Origin of the sequence: Bacillus sp. 7705b (genome assembly GCF_002289525.1) — a bacterium.
GTDB classification, from domain to species: domain Bacteria; phylum Bacillota; class Bacilli; order Bacillales; family Bacillaceae; genus Bacillus; species Bacillus halotolerans.
The window spans coordinates 21,017-39,899 of sequence record NZ_NSDH01000049.1; the positions used below are offsets into that span (position 1 = coordinate 21,017).

An 18,883-nucleotide genomic window follows, 5' to 3' on the forward strand; every position below is an offset into this window, starting at 1 on the left:
ATAAATCATGAATCAGTTTACGATCAGCTTAGAAGAGCTCATATTTTGTTTTTACAGCGAAGGCTTTTTTGAACAGGGCATGTCACTGAAGCAAGCCTATTTTCCTGAAATAGAGGATGAGCAGCTCGGATTTTTATTTGAAGCAGCCTGCCGTTCGCTTTTGGCGAAGGATGCTGCTGAATATCGGAATCATCAATACAGGTTAAAGGACGAGTATTGCCCGTTTATCCACGTATTAAATGACGCGGACTATACAGTGAAGCTTTCCAAGTTTGACGAGCAAGGCAGCGAACGGAATGTTTCCTGCCATGTTTCAAAATTTGGCACCTACTCCCATGAGCTTCTTTTTGATGAGCAAGTACATAGTATAAAAAAAATGGAATCAAGCGACGGATTACTTACAAAAACAGCGGAGTTTTTAAATATAATAGATACCGAGGATAAAAGCGAATCTATCCTGACTTTGACATCAAAAGAATTTGAAGCACTTCTGGAAGGTGCTTCCGAGACTCCCTCATACCTGAAGGAATTCCTTGGAAAGCACGACTACCAAGAGGACATTACCCGGTTTATAAATGATTTGTCATTACGTAAAGGAAAGATGGATACCCTGATGCGCCTGTCTTACGATAAAGATAACGCACCGGAAGTGGATGACATGGCTTTTATCCTGCCCGGCACCCGCCATACTTGGCTTGTAACGGGTATCACCCAGAATGAATTTACTGTCATGGCTGCTCATAAGGATGTTGTAAATCAAATCATTTCAAAACCGAACGAGAATCTGAATTGATAAAAGGAGAAGAGCATTGGAAAATCAAGTAGTCGAAGTCAAAAGCAGAATGTTCCTGAGAATATGGGCTTTTGTCGGATCTGCCGGTATGGGGCTTGCTTGTTTATGGCTGTTTTATATGGGGATTACCTTTCAAACGAAATATTATCTCCTAGCCATTCCAGCAGGTTTTCTATTCACCTTGTTTTGTTTATATTTATTTATCATCTTTTTTCCTGCCTTTACCCCTAGGGGAAATATCATCTTCCGTATTAAAACCGGAAAAGATGGTGAGATATTCACTGACAAAGCAGCTGTGAAATTTGCCGATATCAAGAAAATTGAAATGAATCGCAATAAATACCGCTTAAAAGGGATTTTTCAGGAAGATGTCATAATTCAAACAACTGACCACAAGACAATTCGCATTCCGACTTGGAACATCATTCCAAACCCTTTGTTTTTTGAAGCGGTTGAACGTTATATGCTGCCCCATATGACGGAAGAGGCGAAAAACAATTGGATCAGCCAGTTTACGGAGATTCAGCGCAGTGTGTATGTAAAGGAATTTGAAGAGAATCCAAAGCTTTAACGCCTCTCTCTCCTTTATAATGAAATGTAATTGAAGTTTGAGGGGTGCGCGTGATGCTGATGACCATTCTTTTATTTCTCGCGGCGGGACTTGCTGAAATTGGCGGAGGCTATTTGATTTGGCTGTGGCTGAGAGAAGCGAAGCCCGTCGGATACGGGGCAGCCGGGGCGCTGATATTGATTGTATACGGCATTCTCCCGACGTTTCAATCCTTCCCTTCCTTCGGCCGTGTATATGCCGCTTATGGAGGGGTGTTCATCGTACTAGCTGTCTTTTGGGGGTGGCTTGTCGATCGGAAAACTCCTGATCTGTATGACTGGATCGGCGCACTGATTTGTCTGATCGGGGTTTGTGTGATCTTATTCGCGCCGCGAGCATAACAAAATGGCCTGCTTATGAAAGCGGGCCATGTTTGTTTAATCCTCTTTTAAGTTGTTCAGCAGCACTTCATGCTCCTGCTGCGGTTCGTCCAGCGGATAAATTCTTGCTGTTCCGGTTTCTTCATTCACATGCTGAATGTAAATCGGAACTCCGTTATAAGTTACTTTCTTCATATCCGGTGATTCCACGATTTCTTTCGCTCTCTGTATATTCATCTCAACACCCTCCTTCACCCATAACGTTTCCATTTCTTGAAAGAAGTATGCTTTATGATCCAGCGGTCATATTAAATTTTTTCAATCGTTTGTAGAAGGTGCTGCGCGGAATGCCGCTGATTTTCGCGGCTTGGGAGACGTTTCCTTTTGCCGTTTCAAGCGCATTGATGAGGATATCTTTTTGAATTTGCTCACGGAGAGTAAGCGCCTTTGTTTCAGCCCCCTTTTCTTTTACGGGGCCGATCGGCAAGCCCGACGCTTCGAGCAATAAGGAAAGCGGCTCGTCACTCAGCCGTCCGTCCGGAAACCTGATGGAAAGGCGTTCAAAGACATTAAACAGCTCGCGGATATTCCCCGGCCACTTCCATTGCTTCAGTACGTCCAAAAAGGCAGGCGGAAGCTCTCCCGGCCATCCATTTTTCTGTGTGTAGCACGCAAAGAGGGCCTCAATATCTTCGAGGCGGTTCCGCAGCGGAGGAAGATGAATCGGGTAGACATGAAGGCGGTAAAACAGGTCCTCTCTGATTTTTCCGCTTTCTGCGAGTTCACGCAAATCACAATGTGTGGCTGCAATCACTCTGATATCAACCGGAATTTCTTTTGTCCCGCCGACCGGCGTAATCTTGCGTTCCTGAAGCACCCGTAAAAGCGCCACCTGCATCGAGTGAGAAATTTCTCCGATTTCATCTAGAAATAAGGTGCCGTGATTCGCTTTTTGGAAGGCGCCTTTGTAGCCATCTCGTTTCGCTCCTGTAAAAGCGCCTTCTGCATAGCCGAACAGCTCGCTTGCGATTAAATCCGACGGGATCGCTCCGCAATTCACGGCTACAAACGGGCCGTTCTTACGGTCGCTGTTTTCATGAAGCGCGCGGGCCGCGACTTCCTTGCCCGTGCCGGTTTCACCCGACAGGCAAACTGTCGCATCAGCCGCGGCCGCTCGTTCGAGGCTTTTGAGCATCGCTTGCGATTGCCTGCTTTGTCCGAGGACTCCATTGAATCGAAAGGCCGGCTTTTTCTTTTGTTCCGATAAATAAAAACAAGTGCCGCTGTCCCCCATGGTGACCGCTTTATCGATTGTAAAACCCCTTTCCTTCAACTCATAAAGATGCCGGCCTTGCCAATCCGGTATTGACGATCGTATCGGCAGGCTTGCGCCGATGATGTGCTGTTTGGCATTACAAAGCACGATCGGTACACGGGACGCTGTCCTATCAGCAAAGCGGCTGAGCAGTTCAAGCTCTTTCTCCCTGCTTTTGGCTGCCAATTCTCGTTCCGCGGCAAAGGCAATGGCCGCGGCAATGCCGAGCATATTTGGCTGTGCATGCGCTGCCGGGCAAGAGATATCAATCACCCCCGCAAGACTGCCGTCCTCATAATGAATCGGTGCTGCTGAGCAATTCCAGTGATGGGAGGCGACAGAATAATGCTCTGATCCTTGAATGACAACCGGCTCGCTAATGTGAAGCGCCGTTCCAATTGCATTTGTGCCAACCGCCGTTTCTGTCCAGCACGCGCCTTCGACAAAGTTAATGCGTTTGGCTTCATGCAGCGCGAGGCGATGGCCGTCAAGCGCCAGCACCATGCCGTCCGCATCAATTAATAGCGCCATCATTTCCATTTCTTTTATTGCGGGCAGCAGTTTTTCCAGGTAAGGCATTGCGGTAGACAGAAAGAATGAATGCTTGTTTGACTGCTGATCCAGTTCCGTTTGCTGCAAAACCTTCGGGCCTTTTTCTAAATAGGGGTTAACCTCAGCCTTTCTGCAGCGGTGCCAGGACTCGGCTATCCTTTTTCTTATTCGGGCTTCGTCCAGCACGCCGTCTTTCACAAAACGTTTCCAGGTTTGCAAATCGTTCGGGATCGAATTCATTCCTTGATCGTTCCTCCCTTACACGCCGTTTTCATCTATTGTAGGGGAAAAATAAAGCGCTTTCAACACAAAAAAGCCGGCGCATTCGCCAGCTTTTCTTTTTATGCATGCACCGCAAGCCCAATTGTGCTTAACAATGCTTCGTGCAGCGTTTCCGACAGTGTCGGATGGGCCGCGATAAAATGCTCTGCCATATCCGCCGTCATTTCTCCGTTCATGATGGCAGCCGCCTGGCCGATAAGCTCGGTCACATCCGGTCCGATCATTGAGACTCCGACGATTTCGCCGAACTCCGGTTCCGCCACGATCTTGACCTTTCCTTCCGCTTGGTGTTTGATGAGCGCCTTCCCGTTTGCGGAAAAAGGAAATTCACCAATCTGTACATCTCCGTAAACGTGTCTTGCCTGTTTTTCCGTCAATCCGATACATGCGATTTCCGGCGATGTGTAAATACATCGGGGCACGTTTTTTTCGTTCATTTTGACGTCGCGTCCTGAAGCGTGTGAAGCGGCGATGATCCCTTCATGGAAAGCTGCATGGGCCAGCTGAATGCCACCGATCGCGTCCCCGCATGCGTAGATATCAGGCACATTGGTCTGCATCTGCTCATTTACGGGAATACCTTTTTGGGAAAAATCAATTCCCGCCTGGTCAAGCTGTAATCCATCCAGACGAGGTTTTCTGCCGATCGCCACCAGCACATAATCGGCCTTCGTCTTAAACTCACGCTGTCCGCTTTTCCATATCGCCGTTTTGGCTGCTTGATCAACACGCTCTAACCGGGAGGAGGTGTGAACTTCAACTCCGTCTTCCTCAAGCTTTTCCTGAAAGAGACGGGCGATATCCTCGTCCTCTGCCGGGATCAGCTGGCCGGCCGTTTCAATGATCGTCACCTTCGTTCCAAGTCTGGCGAACAATCCGGCATACTCGCAGCCGATCACACCGCCGCCAACAATCACAAGCGAAGCGGGAATGTCTGAAAGGGCGAGTGCGTCTTTGCTGTCAATAACCCATTCGCCGTCAAACGGGGCAAAGGGCAGCTCGATCGGCTCTGATCCGGTTGCGATCAATATTTGTTCCGCCTCTCTGATTTCTTTGCCGTTCTCCCCTTCGATCAAGAGCTTCTTGTCAGAAAGAAAGGAGGCCTCTCCCTTCACAACTTGTATTTGATTTTTTTTCATTAAGTACTGTACGCCTTGGACAAGCTGGCTGACAACCTGCTGTTTTCGGCTCTGCATTTTGTCCCAATCAACCGATATTGCACCGGGCGGAAGTTCAATGCCGAAGCGCCCGGCATGTTTGATTTTATCGAGCACATTTGCGCTTTCTAACAAAGACTTCGTCGGAATGCAGCCTTCATTCAGGCAGGTTCCTCCAAGTGAGCCTTTGTCAATGAGCAGCACCTTTTTTCCCTGCTGTGCCGCTGAGACTGCTGCCGCATAGCCCGCTGGTCCCCCTCCGATAATGGCTAGTGCCATGTTCTCACCTGCTTTTCTATAAAATTAACGTTGCCGGTTCCTCCAAATATGTTTTGATCGTCTTCAGAAATTCAGCTGCCGGAGCGCCGTCACAGGTTCTGTGATCAAACGTCAGGCTGAGCGGCAGTATCGCACCTCTGACAATCTCCTCCCCTTGAAAAACCGGCGTGTCATAGCTTGCTCCGATGCCGAGAATGCCTGTTTCGGGCGGATTTAATATCGGCGTAAAATGCTCCACGCCGGATGCGCCAAGGTTTGTGATTGAGAAGGTCGAGCCTTGCAATTCTTCGCTTCCCGCCCGTCCCTCGCGTGCTTTTTTGGCATGTTCTGAGATGGATTGAGCCAGTTCGATCAGCGATTTCTTTTCAGCATGGCGGATCACAGGCACAACCAACCCTTTTTCAAGAGCAACAGCCATTCCAAGATGAACATGAGGATGTGTGATAATGCGCTCATTTTTGTAGAAGCTGTTCAGCATAGGGTGTGATTGTAGAGCGAGCACCGCAGCTCTTGAGACAAAATGAGTGATCGTCAATTTCGCGCCGTGCCGTTCCTCAGCTGTCGGCGAAAGCTGTTTTTGAAGAGCTGCCAGCTTAGTGATATCAGCCTTCATTGTAATCGTCAGCTGGGCGCTGTTTGCCAAGCTTTCCTGCATTCTGGATGCGATCACTTTTCTCATGCCTGTAACTGGCGTTTCCTGCGCCTTTTGCTCAGAAACCGGCTCTGTCTGCTCTTTTTTCTGTTCAGCAAGCGCCTTTGTTACATCGTCTTTCACGATTCGCCCGCCTGGTCCTGTGCCTTTCAGATGTTTCACGTCTAATCCCGCTTTTTCCGCGATTTTCCTGGCGACTGGAGATATTTTGATTCGTTCTTTTTTACCGGCTGCGGGTTTGTTTTCTTGTTTTGAAGGCTGGACGGCTGGCGGCTCACTATCTTCTGCAGCAGGCTCTTTCGCCTCTTCCTGCACCGATTCATTGGCGTTCCCGATATAGCAGATGGCTGTGCCAGGCGGAACCTCTTCCCCTTCTTTCACCTTAATATCAATCAGCGTGCCCTTTTCAGGCGCTTCGATTTCCATTTCAATTTTCTCCGACTGAATGCTGGCGATGCTTTCTCCCTTTTCAACCGGATCTCCCACTTTTTTGTTCCAAATCGATACTTCTCCTTGTTTCATGGCCATTCCCAACTTTGGCATCACTACTTTGACCGCCATATGTGTCCCCCCTTTAATTCACTGCCGGCTCGCCAAGCAATTCAAGCGTGACGCTGACGATTTTATCTGGTGTCGGCAAATATTGGTCTTCAAGCACTGGCGAAAACGGCACAGGTGTGTGCGGCGCTGTAATCCGCTTAATCGGCGCATCCAGCAGATCAAAGCCTTTGTCGGCCACAATCGCGGCTATATCTGTGGCTATGCTGCATCGCGGATTGGCTTCGTCAATGATGATCAGCCGGTTTGTTTTTTCTAACGATGTGAAAATTGCTTCCTCATCCAGAGGAGACAGACTGCGCGGATCAAGAACTTCGGCTTCAATGCCTTTTTCTGATAATTGTGCTGCCGCTTCGAGTGCGGTATTGACCTGCTTGCCGATCGCAAACAGCGTAATGTCGCTGCCCTCGCGTTTGATGTCCGCTTTTCCGAGCGGAATTGTGTAATACTCTTCCGGCACTTCGCCTTTCATGTTGTAGGACGTTTTGTCTTCAAAAAAGAACACCGGATCGTTGTCTTCGATCGCCGCAAGCAGCAGACCTTTGGCGTCATACGGATTCGACGGAACAACCGTCTTCAGCCCCGGAATGCTTGTGAAAAGGCCGTACAGCGTCTGGGAGTGCTGTGCCGCAGCCCGGAAACCCGCTCCGTATGTGGTGCGGACGGTAATCGGCACTTGCGCTTTTCCGCCGAACATATAGCGGAATTTTGCCCCTTGGTTGATGACCTGGTCAAAGCACGTGCCGATGAAATCGTTAAACATCAGCTCCGCAATCGGTCTCAGCCCTGTTGATGCCGCAGCCATAGCGGCGCCCATATAGCCCGCTTCAGAAATGGGCGTATCCAGCACCCTGCTCCGTCCAAATTCCTGAACGAGCCCTTTTGTGACGCCTAATACGCCGCCCCATGCTTCGTCATCCTGCAAATGATCGACTGCCGCTCCTCCGGCTACATCCTCACCGATCAACAGCACATTTTCGTCCCTTCTCATCGCAAGTTTCATCGCCTCGTTGATCGCGTCTGACATGCTTATGACTCTTGCCATCTTACATTCCTCCTTTTTCGTATGAGACATATACATCTGCCAGCAGCTCTGATTCTTTCGGATATGGGCTGTCTTCGCTGAAGGAGACTGCTTTTTCAATCGATTCGCTGACACGCTGTTCAATGTCTGACAGCTTATTAGCATCTGTTTCTTTTAAAAGGTAGTTTTTAAAACCTTGAATGGCATCTTTTTCTTCAAGGTGCTCAACTCTTTCATTCTTTGTTTTATAGGTTTGGGCATCTCCTTCGAAATGGCCGTAGTTTCGGTAGGTCATGCATTCAATCAAAGACGGGCCTCCGCCGTTTCTTGCTCGTTCAATCGCTTCCTCCGCTGCCTGATAAACTGCTAAAATATCTTTTCCGTCCACGGTTACTCCCGGCATGTTATAGGCAGCTGCCCGATCAGCGATTGAATCACAGGCTGACGCGTACTCAAATGGCGTGGCTTCGCCGTAGCCGTTGTTTTCAGCGATAAACACAACTGGAAGATTCCATACAGCCGCTAAGTTGAGGCCTTCATGGAAGGTTCCTTGATTATTTGCTCCGTCTCCAAAAAAGCAAACGCTTACATTATTGGTCTGTTTATATTTAGCCGTGAGCGCTGACCCGCATGCGAGCGTAAATCCGCCCCCGACGATTCCATTTGCCCCTAACATACCTTTATTGAGATCGGCAATGTGCATAGAACCGCCCTTGCCTTTACACAGTCCGGTCGCTTTCCCGAATATTTCCGCCATCATGCCATCCAGATCACAGCCCTTGGCGATACAATGCCCATGCCCTCTATGTGTGCTTGTAATGCTGTCGCCATCATCTAAGTGAGCGCACACGCCTACAGCTACAGCTTCTTCACCGGCATACAAATGGACGAATCCGGGAAGCACTCCCTCTGCGAACAGTTCATGCACTTTGTCCTCAAAGCCCCTGATTTCCAGCATCTTTTGGTACATCCACAGCGCTTTTTCCTCAGTTAATGACAAGCCTTCTCGTTTTAACAGTTCCATTGTGTGTGCCTCCTTCTATTTAGGGTTCGCATTAATGAATGCAAGAAGTGTGCCAGCTATTGGATGCCTGTAAAATCAGTCTTCTATGTTGATACCATGAGACAGTTTGAGACAGGTGTCTCATTTTGTCTCGATATGAAACCATGTGTCTCGTTTTATTCCAAATAAAAAAGACCGGTCACCAGCCCGGTCTTTTGACGTCGATCGACATATTTATTTCCTCGGAAATCTTATCAACTTCCTAATGCCTCTGCATCGTTTTTCTGAATGGCGATTTCAGGAGTAAAATCAATTGAATATTTTACATAACCAAAGCCGCCGTCCCCATCCTTCTGCATGCAGTCTATCGTGCCTCTGAAATATGTATACCCTTTTTGATTAAGCGTTTTTCTGACGGTTTCCGCTATCGCCGCGGCATCTGTTTTTGTTTTTCCGCTTGCATCTAACTGTATCGTCAAACTTAGCGGCGCTCTTTCAGCCAATTGCTTGCTCCAGCTTGTCTCTAATGTGAACTGGGCGTTTTCAACGCTGATATCTGCTTCGGCTTTTATAAGTTGCGGAACGGCTTTTTTCAAATCTGTTTCGATTTCCTTTGATGCTTCTTGATTTAGATGTTTTGCAACAGACTCGGTATAGGCTTCTTCAATTCCATCGCAGGTTACCTTAGGATGGAGAAACCCCATCGCGCACATTTGGTAGCTTTGAGATTGGGTGTTTGCTTGAAACACATATTCCGAGATTTTCGCGTTATAAACTCCATTCGTGATCTTGATTTCTTTTTGAGGATAGGTCTGTTTCACATATGATGTGAGCTTTTGCTCTGCGGCATTTTTGGAAAATGGATCACCGAATAAAAAATGATAGATATAAAAGCCGCTTCCACATACCGCAATGGCAAGGAAGCCAAACACCATTCTTTTCATTTTCACACCCTTTTCGGGTTATGTACGTATTACAGTTCTTGTTTTTCTTCAACCGCCCTGTTCAGTGCCTGAAGCATGTAACCAATGCCTTTGTACGGTGCCAGCGGCCAGCTGATATGCTGATGATCTCCGACGACCGTGCTCAGGACTTTACGATATTTTTTCCCGCCGAGCATGACGAGCTCTTCTTTTTCAAGAAAACCCTTTTCACGATATTGACGGCTTAACTTCTCCTCTGTCATAATCTCTGGATGACCGCTCCCGAATGCCACATCGTAGTTTTCCGGCACGATGTCATCAGGACGCAGGAACCCGTGCTTCGCCGACAAAATGACCCACTCGTCAAAAAAAGCTTTTGCATACCGCTCGCACGCCTGATGAAACGGGCTCAGGTAAGTGTCTTCCGCCCTCGTCGGCCCCGCATCAGGCTGAATATCCCAGATTTTTTTCGCGCCGCAGGGGATGATGCATAGTCGTTTCATATTGATTTTCGAACTCCTTTTGTCTTCTGGACTATCACAAAGATTAAAATCCCGATCATGATCGCACAACCAACAGCGAACGTAATCAACGGATACAAAAGAGGAAATATGACATTGGGAATCACTTCATACATATCAGAATGATACCCCATTGAATTTCCTCCAACGTATGAAAAATTGAGCAGTTTTACACTCAATGGATCCTTGCTTCTATCAGAATAGCTTAGAAGCTTCTCCTTTACAGTCCCATCCTGATGAATCCTGATTATTTTCCATTTGCTTTTTTCAAGACTTATTTGATCGTCAGTTATTCTCTGAACAATGTAAACCAGATTTTGATCAGTCTTTCGATCCTTTACCGTTAATATTTCAAGCCATGAAAAGTATCTTCCTCCTCTTTCTCGATTAGAAAGCCATACTTCAGAAGGTGATGAGAGATCTCGGCCGTCTAATTGATACTGTATGTTAACAATCTCTCCGGCAGGGACGTTTTCGTCTTTATCCCAGCTTGTCAGGGGCGCATGTTTTCCTGTTTTGGCCTCAATAATCCTAATATGATGATTAAATATGTTGATATTTTGAGTATCTATCGCAGGTTCATAACCTTGCTTGTCTTGATATGCATAATGAATGTCATAACGATTTGTTACGTTGTGATCTATTATATTTTCTCTCAATAGTACAAAGATAGGATAGGCTGAAATCACGATCAGCAGCAGGCCTATACCTGTACAAAAATGCATTCTCTTCATTTGATTCTCCTCTTTTTTTTATACCTATCAATGTACCATAAATCCAACAAATCGTCTCCTTTATTTGGAAAGCGTTTCGAATGACATAAAAAAAGAGGGGATCCCCCTCTACTTCAACAGCTTCAATGCCGCTTGCTTCAGCAGCTGTACGCTTCGCGGAAGAATATCTTCCTGGATATCGAACTTTTCATGATGATGCGGGGCAGCGATGTCGGTGCCAATGATCATATATGTCCCTTTTCCTCCCCGCTCCTGAACTCTTTTGATCATATAGCTTGCGTCTTCACTTCCTCTTGAGCCGGTCTGGATGCCTTGCAGTGAGGAAAATCCGCCAACCTCTCCAGCAGCTTCTAGCACGGTCGAAACCATTTCCTCGTCACATTTGATCGGAATCGCTCCGCCGATGATTTCGACCTCATGTTCAAGCTCATGCATGGCTGCGCTGTGGGCGATGATCTTTCTCACCCGCTCTTCCAGATCGCGGTTGACCTCTTCTGAATCTGACCGCGTTTCAATGATCATTTTCGCGTGCTGCGGGATGATATTGGCCGCTGTTCCGCCTTCAAGCACGCCGACATTGATCCGGGTATCGCCCGAGCTGAAACGCGGAATGGCATGTATATTTAAAAGCGCCGTCGCCGCCCCTAGCAAAGCATTTCTGCCATGCTCAGGAGCCGCTCCTGCATGTGAGGAGACGCCCCGGAAATGAACAGCCATTTTCGTAGTGGCCAGGAATCCTTCTGCACCGCCGTATACTTCCCCAAGCGGCACATTGGTCCCCAGATGATGGCAGAGGAGATAATCAACATCGTCCAGCATGCCTTTCTCAGTAACGGCATACGCTCCGCGGACACCCTCCTCAGCGGGCTGGAAAATCAGCTTCAGAGTACCTGCAAAGTTTCGATGTGCCAGCGCTTCAGCAACGCCTAGCCCGATCGCGGTATGTCCGTCATGGGCGCATGCGTGCATATTTCCTTCAAATGCAGAACGGAAGCCCTTGGCGTGAGGACCATGGTCAGCATCTGCGCTTTCTGTAATCGGAAGTGCATCCATATCAAAACGAAGCGCAACGACGGGTCCCGGCGTATTCCCTTCAAGTCTTCCGATGACAGCGGTATATCCGCCTTTCATCGGTGCAATGATATCAGGATCGGCTCCATTTTCAATTGCACGGTCAAAAGCGCGCTTCAGTTCTTTTTCTGAAGGAACGCCTCTGCGGGCCTCGCCATCCATTGCGTCCTTGCCATATGTCACGTGATATCCCAGGGTTTGAAGGGTTTCCACAACCTTTCCGGCTGTGCGAAATTCTGTGAAGCCCAGTTCGGGATGCCGGTGAAAATCTCGTCTTATTTGAATCATATCCATATGTCTCCCACCCTTTGCCATTTTTATTTTGCATAAACGCCCGGTCCGATCGGCCAGCCGAAAGCGTACCAAATGAACATCATGAGAAGCCACGCCAAGAAGAACAGAACCGTATACGGAATCATGGTTGATATCACAGTTCCGAAGCCCGCATCTGATTTGTAGCGCTTATAGTAAGCCATCAGCATCGGCAAATACGGATTCATCGGCGTAATGGTGTTTGTCGCGGAATCCGCAATCCGATAGGCAATTTGAATAAACGCGGGATGAAAATCCAGCAGCATCAGCATCGGGATAAACACAGGGGCCAGCAACGCCCATAAAGCAGAGCCGCTCGTAATAAACAGACTGACGACACAAGTCAGCAACGAAAATCCGATTAATACAGGAAACCCGGTTAAATGGATGGATTCCAGAAAGTCCGCTCCTTTTACAGCCATAAAAATTCCCATATTGCTCCACGTGAAAAAAGCGATAAACTGTGAAATAACAAAGACAAGCACAATAAAGCCTGACATGCCTTTAATGGAATCTCCCATCAGCCTCGGGACGTCTGTCTGATCCTTAATGCGTCCGGCCACGATGCCATAGACAACCGATACAGTAATAAAGAACAGCAGAATGATGGGGATGATGCCTTTCAGAAAAGGCGAGGAAAGAATTGATCGGTTTTCAGGATCACGCAGGAGCGCTCCCTCTGGAACGACTAATAACGCAATGACTCCAGCATATAAAAGAGCCGCTGCCCCGGCCGCCTTCAGTGCTTTGATCTCTTTTCCCGTTAACGCCGCCATTTCAGGCTTGTATTCTCCGCGGTAGCTGCCAAGCCGGGGTTCAACGATTTTATCAGTAACCCATGCACCGATAAAGGCTAAAACAAATACGGAGGCCGCCATGAAAAACCAGTTATCGACAGCCGATACCTGAGCATTTTTATCGACGGTTTGTGCGACCTGTGTGGTAATGCCGGAAAGAAGCGCGTCTGTCCCGGCGATCATCAGATTGGCCGTAAATCCTGACCCTACACCTGCCGCAGCGGCCGCAAAGCCGGCAAGCGGATGACGCCCGGCTGCCATGAAGATCAGGGCGCCAACCGGCGGGATAATGACCCATGCCGCATCAGACGCCAGATTCCCTAAAATCCCGACAAATACGACGGAATAGCTGATGATCGCTTTCGGAACATGCGCCATCATCTTTTGCAGCACAGCCTCGATCAAACCGACGCGTTCCGCCAGCCCGATGCCGAGCACCATCGTGAGCACAAGTCCGAGAGGCGGAAATTGAACAAAGTTGTTCACCGCTTCCGTCAGCATCCAGTGAATGCCCTCGGTGCTGAGCAAACTCTTAACGGCTACCTCTTTCCCGTCTCCCGGATGTGTCACTGCGTTTCCTGCCAGCAAAACAGACATGGCAATGATGATCATCGATAAGTAGATAAATAACATAAAAGGATCAGGCAATTTGTTTCCGACCTTTTCGATCCACTTTAATATTCCTTTATGCTCGATTTTTTGTAAAGAATCAGCGGTCATGACTTCCGGCAGATGTTTAGCCATAGCGCCCTCCTATAATCGGTTTTAGTTGATCTTCATTGAAATCGATTCACGGGAATGCAGAATGAAATAGACTGAATTTACAAATAATTTAACACCTGCTGATAACGCTTTTTCATCGAACATGAATTTAGGATGGTGATGCGGATAGATCATCTCCCCGGTTCCCGCTCCCAAAGCGATATAACAGCTAGGCACTCGTTCAGAAAACGCGGAGAAATCCTCTCCGCCCATCATTGGCGCTAACGGAAATACCTGATCCTTCCCCCACAGATTCTCTGCTGCTTGTCTGACCAGTTCGGTTACGTTCGGATCGTTTACCACAGACTTGTATCCATGGCGGTAATCAAAATCATACGACGCGCCATGGGCTTCAGTTACGCCTTTTATAATGGTTTCCATGAGCGCTTCCGTATTTGCCCGGACTTCCTTTCGAAACGTCCTTACCGTCCCTCCAAGCGTCACAGTATCGGGGATCACATTGTAGGCGGAGCCCGCATGACACATGGTAACAGAGAGCACCAGTCTTTCGGCAGGATCTGTATGTCTTGAGGCAATGCTTTGCAAATGAGTAATGACTTGTGAGGCAATCACAAGCGGGTCAATACACTGTTCAGGCTGAGAGGCATGCCCGCCTTTTCCTTTAATCGTGATATCAAAGCGATCAGAGTTAGCTGTGACCGGGCCTGATGCCAGTCCGATTTTTCCTAAAGGCATGGCAGAAAACAGATGGATGGCTATGCATAGATCAAGATGGTCCGCAACACCAGCCTTCACCATTTCCTGCGCTCCGCCAGGATGAACCTCCTCGGCATGCTGAAAAATAAAGTAGACTTCGCCGCTAAGCTCATCCTTTTTCCGAGACAAAATCTCAGCCGCCCCAAGTAGCATGGCGGTGTGCCCATCATGCCCGCACGCATGCATTACACCTGGATGGCGGGAGCGAAAATGACTGTCATGCTCCTCTTGAATCGGCAGCGCATCCATATCAGCGCGCAGCCCAATTCGTTGCCCGGCCGAGCACCGCTCAGCCGGGCAACGACACTTGTCCTTGTCGGGCGGCTGATCTCAAGATTTTCAAAAGAAGAGAGCGTATCATATACAAATTGAGCTGTTTTTTCTTCTTGAAAGGACAGCTCCGGGTATTGATGAAGATGTCTCCTCCATTCAATCACGTTCTTATATATACTGGCGTATTCATCCATCATGCTTCCAGCCTCCATTCTGTTTTAGAAACTCTTGCATTTACTTTATTGATTATATGGGGCTGGTTCAATTGGAATGTCAGACAATCTGACTTATTGAATCAAAAAAGAAGAGGAAATCTGACAGATTCCTCTTCGTCTGTTGTATTTTTGCACAGTGAAAATAAACTTTTCCTAAATAACTAACTTATAAAGCAAAAAGAGCGTCCCGCTCCGCTTTTACCTTGAATTAGGAAACATCTACTGTTGCTCCGCCCCATCAAGATACTTACTCTCAAAGTCATCGAGCAATGCACGCACTTCATCTGTTGACTTAGTGTTCATGCACTGGTTTCTTAATTCACTTGCTCCGCGGAATCCTCGGAGGTAAATTTTGAAAAAGCGAGGAAGAGGCTTGTATGGACGCGCTTCTAATGCTGAATATTTATCATGAAGATCCAGATGCAGCCGTAAGAGATCAAGCAATTCCTTGCTGCTATGCTCTTTCGGCTCCTTTTCAAAGGCAAATGGATTTGTAAAAATACCGCGCCCTATCATAATTCCATCGACACCGTATTGTTCAGCAAGTTTTAATCCAGTTTGACGGTCAAGAATATCCCCATTGATCGTCAACAGTGTATCTGGCGCTACCTCATCACGAAGTTTCTTAATCTCCGGGATGAGTTCCCAATGCGCATCCACTTTGCTCATTTCCGCTCTTGTGCGCAAATGAATGGAAAGATTAGCAATGTCCTGTTTCAATACGTGTGTCAGCCAGCCGCGCCATTCATCTATATCCGTGTAACCAAGTCTCGTTTTCACGCTTACTGGCAATCCGCCTGCTTTTGCTGCTTGTATTAGTTCTGCTGCAACCTCTGGACGACAAATAAGGCCGCTTCCCTTTCCATTTCCCGCAACATTAGGTACAGGACAGCCCATATTGATATCTAGACCCTTAAACCCTAGTTCCGCCATACCAATACTCATTTGGCGAAAGTTCTCAGGCTTGTCTCCCCATATATGAGCTACCATTGGCTGTTCATCCTCCGTGAAGGTCAAACGGCCGCGCACACTATCCTTCCCATCCGGGTGACAATAGCTCTCCGAGTTTGTAAATTCCGTAAAGAACACATCAGGTCTTCCTGCTTCACTCACTACATGGCGGAAAACAACATCTGTCACATCTTCCATTGGTGCCAGTACAAAAAATGGCCGTGGTAATTCACGCCAGAAATTATCTATCGTCATTACATTCAAATCCTTTCATTATGGGATACGGCTACACCTTTATCCCAAAATTAAAAAGCTGACCATGCTTCTTTTACACTTATAGCATGCTTAAGCACTTCTTATCAAACGATAGTAAATTTTGAACATTTACATCTTTACTAGTCACACATAAAAAGTGACAAAGTAAACCGACTAGAAAAGCAGTTTGAGTCATAGGGTTAGGTACATGATCCAAGTTTCAGTGTATGTTCCTGCAAATTTTCTTTCAATAGCTTGGGTGGGTTGCGCATGAAAAAGACCCAGAAATCGGCAATGTTCATTCTACCGAAATCCAGATCTGATTAGGACTTAATGAGACGATTTCAATACAAGCTGCGCCACTGCTTCAACGTGAGCCGTCTGCGGAAACATATCGACAGGCTGAATATATTCCACGCGATAGTCTTTCGACAGCGCCTGCAAATCTTTCGCAAGCGTGGATGGATTGCAGGAAACGTAGACAAAGCGTTTCGGTTTGACTTTTTTGATCGTATCCAGGAACGTGCTGTCACAGCCGGTTCTTGGCGGATCAACGATGACGACGTCCGGGCGGAAGCCTTCTTTCGTCCATTTCGGGAGCCAGTGCTCGGCTGTTCCTGTTACGTACGTGGCGTTTGTCATGCCGTGTTTTTTGGCATTTTTCTTGGCATCGTCAATCGATTCTTTGATGACGTCCATGCCGCGGACTTCCTTCGCTCCGTCCGCCACCCACATGCCGATGGTGCCGACGCCGCAATAAGCGTCAACGACTTTTTCTTTTCCGGTCAGCTGCGCCGCTTTTTTCACTTCATCATACAGCTTGACGGTTTGCTCCGGATTGAGCTGGAAGAAGGCGCGGGCGCTCAATTCAAAAGATACGTCGCCGAGCACCTCTTGAATCACGGTATGTCCGGCGAGGGGTTTTGATTTCTCACCGAAAATAACAGAGGTTTTCGCTCCGTTTACATTTTGAATAATGGATTTCACCTCAGGCAGGCGCTTTTGGATCGCTTTGACGATTTCTTCCTTATGCGGAAGCGTTTCTTTTGCTGTTACAAGCACGACCTGCACTTCGCCTGTTTCAAAGCCGACTCTCGTCACTATCGTGCGAACGTCGCCTTTTCGTTTTCTTTCATTATAAACAGACACATTGAAGTCCTCTAAGATGCGGCGGACGATGCCTGTTGTTTTGTTGGTTGCCGGATGCTGAACGATGCAGTCTTTGATCGGCACGATATCATGAGAATCAAGGCCGTATAAGCCGGCGATGATGCTGCCGCTTTGTGAGCGTCCGATCTGGAATTGGCTTTTGTTGCGGTAATTCCATGGGTTGTCCATGCCGACCGTTTCTCTGATATCCATGTTTTCGACTTTAAACTTCGTATGGCGCTCCAGAGACTGGATGACGATGTCTCGCTTTTCCCGAAGCTGCTGGCTGTAAGCAAGATGCTGAAGCTGGCAGCCGCCGCACTGCTCGTAGACAGGGCAAGGCGGTGCCACCCGATGCTCCGAAGCCTTGCGAATCTTCTTGATCCGTCCCTCCGAAAACTTCGGCTGCACTTTCGTCGCTTGGACAACAACCTCTTCACCAGGAAGCGCGCCGGGCACGAACACGACTTTTTTCTTGAAATAGCCGACGCCTTCCCCATTAATTCCGAGACGTTTAATCGTCAGCGGAAAGGTCTGTCCGACTTTCAGTTCGACGGGCGCCTTTTTGTTTTGTTGGTTCACGTTGTTCTCTCCGTTTCTATATGAAGCTTTCTGCAGATAGCAGAAAGTGAAATGTTTTTTTCACATCTTTCTAGTATAACACGTTTGCACGATTTCCTTCACTGTCAGACGAATTATTCTATACTCCTCCACAAATACAACGACGCATAGCTCAAATAAGGCTCCCACTCCTTGCTCATCGCGAGCATAACATCCTTTGCCGGTTTGTCGTCTAAATTGAAGTGGCGTTTGATCGCGTTTTGCAGTCCGATATCGGCCAGCGGGAATAAATTGCGTCGTCCGAGCCCAAACATCAGCACGTTTTGTACCGTCCATGGGCCGATGCCTCTGATTTTGATCAGTTTCTTCATGATGTCTTCATCCGTCAGTTGGGGCAGCTCTGACAAGTCGAGCGAACCTTCGGCGATCATTCGCGACGTATCAATGGCGTATTCCGCTTTTCTCATGCTGAATTGGAGCTCGCGGAGATCTTGATAATCCAGCGCCGCAATCGTTTCCGGCTTCGGATAGCACCACACGCCGTCCTTCTGCTCGCCGAACGTATGGACAAACCGTTCTGTCAAGGTGTACGCAAAAGATAGATTCAGCTGCTGGTGCACAATGCATTTCATGATACAGTTGTACACGCTGTAGTCTAATACCAGCGGCGTGCCTGCATGCTCTTCAAAAATCGCGGAAAGATTCGTTTTTGAGAAATGATCAAGGACATGCTGCAAATCATTTTCCCATTGAAAAATCCGTTTGATTTCCTTCATCATGTCTTCCTGCTCTGTTTCCCCGCTGACGAGAAACTCGGGCTCGTCCGCATGGCCTAACGCCTGCACCTTCACAATACATACGTCACCGGCCTTATTTCTGATCGGCACTCTTATGTCCCGCGCTTTCAAATCAACTGCATTAAGAGGATCTAACGACAGCCTGTCGAGCACACGGTCAAAATGGTACGGCGGTGTGACCGATACTTTTTCTTTCCACATATGATCAGCCCTTTTTCCGTTTTTTGTTCAGTATACCATGCAGCTGGAAATCGGTAGAAAACACTGTATACTTTTCTGAAAAAGGCTGCATGATATAAT

General features: G+C 47.8%; 17 protein-coding genes and 1 pseudogene. 3 read left to right on the forward strand and 15 right to left on the reverse strand.

Annotated features, from left to right (window positions below):
• Positions 1-7 precede the first annotated feature (7 nt).
• The 3 genes from CJU60_RS18770 to CJU60_RS18780 are packed head-to-tail and all read left to right on the forward strand — an operon-like array spanning position 8 to position 1,744.
• Entirely contained in the window at positions 8-793 is a 786-nt protein-coding gene (locus CJU60_RS18770; RefSeq protein ID WP_059353378.1) for a hypothetical protein, read from the forward strand.
• Between the two features lie 16 nt (positions 794-809).
• Complete coding sequence (locus tag CJU60_RS18775; RefSeq protein ID WP_095714609.1) at positions 810-1,364, forward strand: YfjD family protein; 555 nt, start codon at positions 810-812, stop codon at positions 1,362-1,364.
• A 50-nt stretch (positions 1,365-1,414) separates the two neighbouring features.
• The gene (locus tag CJU60_RS18780) at positions 1,415-1,744 is read left to right on the forward strand and encodes a YnfA family protein (protein ID WP_081638253.1); all 330 of its coding nucleotides are present in this window, start codon (positions 1,415-1,417) and stop codon (positions 1,742-1,744) included.
• A gap of 36 nt (positions 1,745-1,780) precedes the next feature.
• Here the strand turns inward: CJU60_RS18780 and CJU60_RS18785 are convergent, their stop codons facing one another.
• The 15 genes and pseudogenes from CJU60_RS18785 to CJU60_RS18855 all read right to left on the reverse strand — a co-directional run bounded on the left by CJU60_RS18785 (position 1,781) and on the right by CJU60_RS18855 (position 18,784).
• Positions 1,781-1,960, reverse strand: coding sequence for a small acid-soluble spore protein H (locus tag CJU60_RS18785; RefSeq protein WP_010333419.1), 180 nt, complete (start codon positions 1,958-1,960; stop codon positions 1,781-1,783).
• 52 nt (positions 1,961-2,012) lie between these two features.
• Complete coding sequence (acoR, locus tag CJU60_RS18790; RefSeq protein WP_095714610.1) at positions 2,013-3,830, reverse strand: acetoin dehydrogenase operon transcriptional activator AcoR; 1,818 nt, start codon at positions 3,828-3,830, stop codon at positions 2,013-2,015.
• A 101-nt stretch (positions 3,831-3,931) separates the two neighbouring features.
• Positions 3,932-5,308 carry a dihydrolipoyl dehydrogenase gene (gene lpdA, locus CJU60_RS18795; RefSeq protein WP_095714611.1) on the reverse strand — a complete coding sequence of 459 codons (1,377 nt, stop codon included), beginning with the start codon at positions 5,306-5,308 and terminating at the stop codon, positions 3,932-3,934.
• Positions 5,309-5,324: 16 nt separating this feature from the next.
• Positions 5,325-6,521 (reverse strand): dihydrolipoamide acetyltransferase family protein, encoded by a 1,197-nt coding sequence (locus CJU60_RS18800; protein WP_095714612.1) that lies wholly within the window; start codon positions 6,519-6,521, stop codon positions 5,325-5,327.
• 13 nt (positions 6,522-6,534) lie between these two features.
• The gene (gene acoB / locus CJU60_RS18805) at positions 6,535-7,563 is read right to left on the reverse strand and encodes an acetoin:2,6-dichlorophenolindophenol oxidoreductase subunit beta (RefSeq protein WP_095714613.1); all 1,029 of its coding nucleotides are present in this window, start codon (positions 7,561-7,563) and stop codon (positions 6,535-6,537) included.
• 1 nt (position 7,564) lies between these two features.
• Positions 7,565-8,566 carry an acetoin:2,6-dichlorophenolindophenol oxidoreductase subunit alpha gene (acoA, locus tag CJU60_RS18810; RefSeq protein ID WP_095714614.1) on the reverse strand — a complete coding sequence of 334 codons (1,002 nt, stop codon included), beginning with the start codon at positions 8,564-8,566 and terminating at the stop codon, positions 7,565-7,567.
• 233 nt (positions 8,567-8,799) lie between these two features.
• Positions 8,800-9,489, reverse strand: a complete 690-nt coding sequence (locus CJU60_RS18815; RefSeq protein ID WP_095714615.1) for a YfjL-like protein — start codon at positions 9,487-9,489, stop codon at positions 8,800-8,802.
• A 29-nt stretch (positions 9,490-9,518) separates the two neighbouring features.
• Complete coding sequence (locus CJU60_RS18820; RefSeq protein ID WP_095714616.1) at positions 9,519-9,971, reverse strand: DUF6884 domain-containing protein; 453 nt, start codon at positions 9,969-9,971, stop codon at positions 9,519-9,521.
• Positions 9,968-10,723 (reverse strand): hypothetical protein, encoded by a 756-nt coding sequence (locus tag CJU60_RS18825; RefSeq protein WP_095714617.1) that lies wholly within the window; start codon positions 10,721-10,723, stop codon positions 9,968-9,970. The genes CJU60_RS18820 and CJU60_RS18825 overlap by 4 nt, the downstream gene beginning before the upstream one ends.
• A gap of 108 nt (positions 10,724-10,831) precedes the next feature.
• Entirely contained in the window at positions 10,832-12,088 is a 1,257-nt protein-coding gene (locus CJU60_RS18830) for an amidohydrolase (protein ID WP_095714618.1), read from the reverse strand.
• 23 nt (positions 12,089-12,111) lie between these two features.
• A complete protein-coding gene (locus CJU60_RS18835) occupies positions 12,112-13,647 on the reverse strand; it encodes an AbgT family transporter (RefSeq protein WP_176471092.1) in 1,536 nt (511 codons plus the stop codon).
• Between the two features lie 21 nt (positions 13,648-13,668).
• Positions 13,669-14,852, reverse strand: a pseudogene (locus CJU60_RS18840) (M20 metallopeptidase family protein).
• Positions 14,853-15,089: 237 nt separating this feature from the next.
• Positions 15,090-16,076, reverse strand: a complete 987-nt coding sequence (locus CJU60_RS18845; RefSeq protein WP_095714619.1) for a tRNA dihydrouridine synthase — start codon at positions 16,074-16,076, stop codon at positions 15,090-15,092.
• Between the two features lie 330 nt (positions 16,077-16,406).
• Positions 16,407-17,807, reverse strand: coding sequence for a 23S rRNA (uracil(1939)-C(5))-methyltransferase RlmD (rlmD, locus tag CJU60_RS18850; RefSeq protein WP_024120595.1), 1,401 nt, complete (start codon positions 17,805-17,807; stop codon positions 16,407-16,409).
• Between the two features lie 113 nt (positions 17,808-17,920).
• Positions 17,921-18,784 carry a DNA-3-methyladenine glycosylase family protein gene (locus CJU60_RS18855; RefSeq protein WP_095714620.1) on the reverse strand — a complete coding sequence of 288 codons (864 nt, stop codon included), beginning with the start codon at positions 18,782-18,784 and terminating at the stop codon, positions 17,921-17,923.
• Positions 18,785-18,883: the final 99 nt, after the last annotated feature.